The sequence below is a fragment of the Inquilinus sp. genome, assembly GCF_057815775.1.
The window spans coordinates 1-6,568 of the sequence record NZ_JBYRFX010000378.1; the positions used below are offsets into that span (position 1 = coordinate 1).

General features: G+C 67.0%; 8 protein-coding genes. 4 read left to right on the plus strand and 4 right to left on the minus strand.

The features are described from left to right. From AC3XYG_RS13530 to AC3XYG_RS13545, 4 genes are all read right to left on the minus strand, one after another. Nucleotides 1-555, minus strand: a 555-nt coding sequence (locus AC3XYG_RS13530) for a class I SAM-dependent methyltransferase (RefSeq protein WP_489140361.1), incomplete at its 3' end; no start/stop codon positions are given. A gap of 14 nt (nt 556-569) precedes the next feature. Further along, the gene (locus tag AC3XYG_RS13535; protein WP_489140362.1) at nt 570-914 is read right to left on the minus strand and encodes a VOC family protein; all 345 of its coding nucleotides are present in this window, start codon (nt 912-914) and stop codon (nt 570-572) included. Nucleotide 915: 1 nt separating this feature from the next. Further along, nucleotides 916-1,089 carry a ribbon-helix-helix domain-containing protein gene (locus tag AC3XYG_RS13540; RefSeq protein ID WP_489140363.1) on the minus strand — a complete coding sequence of 58 codons (174 nt, stop codon included), beginning with the start codon at nt 1,087-1,089 and terminating at the stop codon, nt 916-918. Between the two features lie 244 nt (nt 1,090-1,333). Next, nucleotides 1,334-2,962 carry an FAD-dependent oxidoreductase gene (locus AC3XYG_RS13545; RefSeq protein WP_489140364.1) on the minus strand — a complete coding sequence of 543 codons (1,629 nt, stop codon included), beginning with the start codon at nt 2,960-2,962 and terminating at the stop codon, nt 1,334-1,336. A gap of 348 nt (nt 2,963-3,310) precedes the next feature. On the opposite strand from AC3XYG_RS13545, the gene AC3XYG_RS13550 reads away from it, so the two are divergent. The 4 genes from AC3XYG_RS13550 to AC3XYG_RS13565 all read left to right on the plus strand — a co-directional run. Beyond that, nucleotides 3,311-4,189 carry an SDR family oxidoreductase gene (locus AC3XYG_RS13550; RefSeq protein ID WP_489140365.1) on the plus strand — a complete coding sequence of 293 codons (879 nt, stop codon included), beginning with the start codon at nt 3,311-3,313 and terminating at the stop codon, nt 4,187-4,189. A gap of 223 nt (nt 4,190-4,412) precedes the next feature. Beyond that, nucleotides 4,413-4,901, plus strand: a complete 489-nt coding sequence (locus AC3XYG_RS13555) for a winged helix-turn-helix transcriptional regulator (protein ID WP_489140366.1) — start codon at nt 4,413-4,415, stop codon at nt 4,899-4,901. Beyond that, on the plus strand, nt 4,898-6,013 hold the full coding sequence (locus tag AC3XYG_RS13560; RefSeq protein ID WP_489140367.1) for an HlyD family secretion protein: 1,116 nt from the start codon (nt 4,898-4,900) through the stop codon (nt 6,011-6,013). The genes AC3XYG_RS13555 and AC3XYG_RS13560 overlap by 4 nt, the downstream gene beginning before the upstream one ends. Further along, the coding region (locus AC3XYG_RS13565) for an MFS transporter (protein WP_489140368.1) at nt 6,010-6,568 on the plus strand (559 nt) is incomplete at its 3' end. The genes AC3XYG_RS13560 and AC3XYG_RS13565, both read left to right, overlap by 4 nt.

Sequence of the window (6,568 nt, forward strand, 5' to 3'; positions counted from 1 at the left end):
CGTGGCCGCGATCTCCGCCACCGTCAGGTACAGGCTGACCCCGGTCGAGGCCACGACGGCCGGCCGGCTGCGGTCGAAGCCCGCCGCGGCCAGCCGGTCCAGCCAGGACGGTCCGGCTTCGAAATCGACGGGCACCAGCCGTAGCCCATCCGGCACGCCTAAACCGAGTTCTACCAGCCTGGCGCGTTTCCAGGCCTGGGGCCCCGGCTGGTCGATTTCGAACACCGTCATCGCGGCGGCGACCTCCGGCCGGCGCTGGGCGAAGCTGTCGAGGCCGGCGCCGAGGATGACGTACTGGCCGATGCCCTGGCCGGCCTGCTCCACGACCAGATCCTCGATGAAACGGGCCCGGGCCACGATGGCGGCACGGAACAGCCGGGTGCCCTGCGGGTCCATGTCCGGGCGGCAGCGCCAGTCTTCGGCCGGCGCTGCGAGCTGCAGGCCGACCCGGTCGTCCAGCACCGGCGGGGCGGCATCGATTTCGACATGCAGCGCCCGCCACAGGGCGACCCGCACGGCCGAGCTTTCCGGTGCGATGGCGTGCTTGTCCGGCATGATGGCCGCTCCCCTTACCCTTTGGCCGGGGCCTGGAGGTGCCAGATCCGCCCGTCGGGGTCGCGGACCGTCATCTCCTGGGTGCCCCAATGGGTGGGCGCGAACGGTGTGACGACCTCGACGCCCGGCCCGGGGCGGCATTCATCCGCGTCGGGGACCTGCAGCACGACGTGCATCTCGGGCGGCTGGTCCTGGGGGATTTCGGCGATGAAGAGAAAGGGGCCGGCGCCGTTGCGCAACTGGCCGGATTCATGGCCGGTGTCGAATTCGAGCTGGAAGCCGAGGGACTGGAAGAACTTGGCCGACTTGCCCCAGTTGTGGGTGGTCAGGAACACGGCCTCGATGCCTTTCGTCGCCATCTCAATCTCCTTCGGGGGCTGGCTCCTGCTGGTTCCGGGCCTCAAGGTAGGCGCGTAGCGCGTCGGCGACCAAGGCGGAGAGCGACAGCTCGGCCTCGATGGCATGGTGCTTGACCTCCCGGATCAGCCCGACCGGCAGATAGACGTTGAACTGCTTGACGGGTTCGCTTGGCATAGTTTTCTAATATGCTAGCATTCTAAGAACGTCAAGCCCCGCTGGAATGTTTTGGGGAGCGCCAAGCCGGATGCTGCCGCCTTACACTGACGATCAAGACTGAAAACCCGTCATTGCGAGCCCCAAAGGGGCGTGGCAATCCAGAGATCGAGCCGCTGGATCGCCCGTTCTTGACGTAAAGGGGGCGCTTCGCTCCTCGCGATGACGGGTTAATGATTGATGCCGCCGGACGAGGGGCCAGGCCTCAGAACAGCGGGGACAAACCGGGCGGCAATTCGGGATCCGTGCTCTGGCTTGCCGAGGGGGCGGCCGTCTTATCCGCATCGGCGGCATCCGCGACCTTCGCCGCCGCGGTGTACTCCATCGTGGCGCGGTAGGACCGGAGCCTGGCGGTGATCTCGGTCGCCAGGGCGGTCGATGTCGTGCCCCGCTTGGCGATCAGGCCGGAGGCACAGCCCGCTGCCTCACCCATGATCATGAATTGCGGCTCCATGCGCAGCGAGGCGAAGGCCACATGGCTGGCCCCGGCGCAGACCGGCACGAAGAAATTGTCGTATTCCTTGGGCAGCAAGGCTTCATAGGGAATCTGATAGGGGTTGGTGGCGCGCGTCGCGAGCAAGCCGAAGCCGCCCTCATAGTCCATGTAGCCGTTGCGGATTTCCAGAAGCTGGGTGGCGTGGGAGTCGAGGGAATACGACCCCATGCCGACCGGATGCAGCTTGGTCAATTCCGTCTGCGTGTCCTTCCAGGTCAGGACGGATTTCGCCGCCAGCCGGCGGGCTTCCCGGATATAGAGCTGCCGCGGCCAGTTCCCGGTGCCGACGAACTCGTCTTTCGCCAGGCCGTACAGGTTCACCTGTTCCCGATAGTCGCTCGGTACCCTCGGGTCGTTCGCGTAGAAATACAGCAATCCGGCCTGATAGTTGAAGTGGTCCTGGAAGATCTGCTTCCGACGCTGGGCATTGCCTTCCGGCCATTCCCAGGACGCGGCATAGTAATTGCCGTTCAGATCGAATTTGTTGTTGTGCTTGATGCTGAGCGGCGCAAATACCCGGTTTGGATTGCTCAAGAGAGCCAGTTCGAAGCCATAGCGATCGGCGTCATAACCGGCCGGCTTGGCGAAGCGCACCATGTTGGTCTTGTCGTTGGTCAGGCTCAGCCGGAACGTATAGGACTGGACGGCCTTGTCTGCCGTGAATCTCGCCTGGGCCGGATAGGGCTTGAGTGTGGGAAACAGCGTCCCGCGACTGTCCCGGGTGGTCAGGTGATGATTGACCGGAACCGCGTCGAACCCTGCATTGGCCTCGTTGAAGCGGGTGCTGCTGTCGCGCCCGACCCAATAGGCACAGCGCGCGGCGGCCATCAGGTCGCCCTCATAGGACGCGTCGATGAAGGCGGCCGCCTTCAGCACCGTGCCGTCGGTCAGCTGGATCGACTGGATCTTTCGGCCCGAAGTGGCCACGCCGGCCAGGGAATAGAAGTGGATCAGCTTGATCCCCGCCTCCTTGATGAAGCTCAGGAAGGCGGCTTCCGCGACATGCGGTTCGAAATTCTTGACGATGGCGGTCGAGGTCGGGTTGTAGATCTTGCCGACGCGGTGAAAGAACTCCAGGCACAGCCCGCCGATGACACCGAGGACGGCCGTGTCGCTCCAGCTCAGGCCCTGGGCGCTCATGCCGCCCAGCGGCCCGGCCAGGACCAGGGCGACCGACGCGCCCTCCCGGGCCGAGGCGTAGGCCGCCATGATGCCGCCCGGCGTCGCGCCATAGACGACGACGCCGAAGCTGCCGCCGTCAGCGGCCTTTGCCGCCGTGGGGATCGCCAGCGACCCCGGGATCGCGAGCGACCCGATGGCGCCGCCTATGCCTTGCAATATGGAACGACGAGTCCATCGGGCCATGACTGCCCCGGGGGCGTCCCGTGAGGCCATGCGTCGTCTCCCTGAATATCGTATTATGCAACCTGCGGTAGCGCACTAGGCCATAAAGGCCGCGTGATGCGAGCAGGCTAGCAACGGCCCATCCGGCGGCAACTGTTCACCTTTGCAGCTTGACGGCCGCTCCGGCCGGCTTCGCCGCCGGACAGCGCCTCCCAGGCGAAAAGCAAATCCGGTTGACTTTTGGATGTTGAGCAACATCTAATTGGATGTCGATTGACATCTAAATCGGCGGCGCTCGACGGAGTGCCTCTCACCCTCCTTGCCCAGTGAAGGCGCTCAACCATGTCCAAAACCGTCCTTATCACCGGCGCCAGCAATGGCTTCGGCCGCGACACGGCAGAAACGCTGGCGCAGGCCGGGCACCGTGTCTTCGCCTCCATGCGCGACGCCGCCGGCCGCAACCGGCAGGCCGCGGAGGCCCTGTGCGCCAAGGGGATCGATGTCGTCGAACTCGATGTCACCGACGACGCCTCGGTCGAACGCGGCGTGGCTGCGGTGCTCGCCCAGGCCGGGCGGCTCGACGTCCTGGTCAACAATGCGGGCCTCGGCGGCGCCGGCGTCTCCGAAGCGTTTACGACCGAGCAGGCGCGGGCGCTGTTCGATGTGAACGTCCTGGGCGTCCAGCGGACATTGCGCGCCGTGCTGCCGGCGTTCCGGCGCCAGGGGGAGGGGCTGGTGGTCAATCTCGGCTCGGTCCTCGGCCGGGTGACCTTGCCTTTCTTCGGGGTCTACGGCGCGACGAAATTCGCGCTGGAGGCGCTGACCGACAGCTACCGCTACGAGCTGTCGCAGCTGGGCGTGGACGTGGTCCTGGTGCAGCCGAGCTTCTATCCCACGAATATTTTCGCTAGCGCCCTGCTGCCGGCCGACGCTGAGCGCATCGCCGCCTATGGCGAGATCGGCGCGATCCCCGGCAAGATGGCCGAAGGGGTGGTGGCGCTGTTCCAGAGCGAGAACGCCCCGAACCCGCACGACGTCGCCGAGGCGATTGCCCGGCTCGTGGCGCAGCCCGCCGGTTCGCGTCCCGCCCGCGTGGTCGTGGGCCAGCCGCACGGCGCCGACACCGTCAACGCCCAGGCCGTGCCGGTCCAGGCCCAGCTGCTGGCGGGCTTCGGCCTGAGCCAGCTGGGCGAGCCGCGCAAGGTCCCGGCGGTGGCGTGAACGGATGGTGCGGCTGAGGCCATATCGTCATCGGCGCTGAGGCGTCGACACCTTTGATCGATGCCGACCCGCCAAATGGCCGGGGCCAGAAATGGCTCCGGCCGTCGCGTTTCCGCGCCATCCGCGGAAGTTACTTGCATAATGATAGTAACCGGCCTATATGACGATCATCATTCAACGATAAAGCCACGGCAGCGCCATGCAGCACAAGAGCTTTGGCAACATGCAGTGTCCCATCGCCCGCAGCCTGGAACGGGTCGGCGAGTGGTGGAGCATCCTGATCCTGCGGGACGCCTTCTACGGCCTCACCCGCTTCGACGAATTCCAGAAGAGCCTGGACATCGCCCCCAGCATGCTGACCCGGCGCCTGAACACGCTGGTCGAGTCCGGCCTGCTGGAGCGGCGGCGCTACAGCGAAAAGCCGCCGCGCGACGAATATGTGCTGACCCAGGTCGGCCATGATTTCCGGCCGGTGATGTGGTCGCTGATCGGTTGGGGCAACCGGCACTTCGCCCCGGAAGGCACCAGCGTGCAGCTGGTCGACCGCGCGACCGGCGCCGTGGCCGACCCGGTGGTGTTCGACGGCATCAGCGGCCGGCCGCTGACCCCGCAGGAATTCCGGCCCGGCCCCGGCCCGGTCGCCGATGAGCGCACCCGCAAGCGGCTCGCCCGCGTCGCCATCGCCACCACCCCTGCGAAGGCCGCATCATGAACGCCATCGTCCTCGACCGCGACACCACGGCTGCACCGGCCCAGGTCCAGGCCAAGCCGCGCCCGAAGCTGACGAAGAAGCGCCTGGGGCTGTCGGCCCTGGCCCTGCTGATCCTGGCCGGCGGCGGCTGGTACGGCTATGACTGGTGGACGGTCGGCCGCTTCTTCCAGAGCACCGACGACGCCTATGTCGGCGGCGACGTGACGGTGATCGCGCCCAAGGTGGCGGGCTTCGTCGCCCAGATCGCGATCACCGACAACCAGGCGGTGCATGCCGGCGACCTGCTGGTCAAGCTGGACGATCGCGACTATCGCGCGGCCCTGGCCAAGGCCGACGCATCCGTGGCGCAGCAGAACGCGACCCTGGCCAATCTCGACGCCACATACCGGCTGCAGCAGGCGGTGATCGCCCAGGCCCAGGCCGGCATCGCGTCCTCCGACGCGGAGATCGTCCGCACCCGCGACGACCAGGCCCGCTACCAGCAGCTGTCGGCCAAGTCCTTCGCCTCGGTGCAGACCTTCCAGAAGGCCGATGCCGACTACAAGCAGGCGGTGGCCGACGGCTTGCGGGTCCAGGCGACGCTGGAGGCGGCGCAGCGCCAGCTCGACGTCATCGACACCCAGAAGCAGCAGGCCCGGGCCGGGCTGGCCGCGGCCGTCGCCGACCGCGACACGGCGCAGCTGAACCTCGGTTACACCGAGATCCGGGCGCCGATCGACGGCACCATCGGCAACCGTAGCACCCAGACCGGCGCCTATGCCACGGTCGGGTCGCAGCTGCTGGCGGTGGTGCCGGCCACCGGTCTCTGGGTTGATGCCAACTTCAAGGAGAACCAGCTGGCGGCGATGCGTCCGGGCATGACGGCGACGGTGGTCGCGGATGTCCTGCCGGGCGAGACCTTCCGCGGCCATGTCGCCAGCCTGGCGCCGGCCACGGGCGCCCAGTTCAGCGTGCTGCCGCCGGAGAACGCCACCGGCAACTTCACCAAGATCGTCCAGCGCGTGCCGGTCCGCATCCTGCTGGACGGCGACGCCTCGGTCCTCGGCCGCCTGCGCCCCGGCCTGTCGGTCACGGCCGATGTCGATGAACGCACCGGAAGCGCCGGGAAATGAGCGCCGCCGCTGTGACCCCGGTCGATGAACTGTCGCAGGGCAAGAAGATCTTCGCCTTCGTGGTGATGTGCATCGGCTTCTTCATCGCCCTGCTCGACATCCAGATCGTCTCGGCCTCGCTGCGCGACATCGGCGGCGGCCTGTCCGCCGGGCAGGACGAGACCGCCTGGGTCCAGACCAGCTACCTCATAGCGGAGATCATCGTCATCCCGCTGTCGGGCTGGCTGTCGCGGGTGATGTCGACGCGCTGGCTGTTCAGCATCTCGGCCGCCGGCTTCACCGTCACCAGCCTGATGTGCGGCTGGGCCTGGGACATCAACAGCATGATCGCGTTCCGCGCGCTGCAGGGCTTCCTCGGCGGCTCGATGATACCGCTGGTGTTCAGCACCGCCTTCGTTTTCTTCCAGGGCAAACAGCGCGTGATCGCCGCCGCGACGATCGGCGCCATCGCCTCCCTGGCGCCGACGCTGGGGCCCACGGTGGGCGGCTTCATCACGGACCACGCCTCGTGGCACTGGCTGTTTTATGTGAACCTGATTCCCGGCCTGTTCGTCA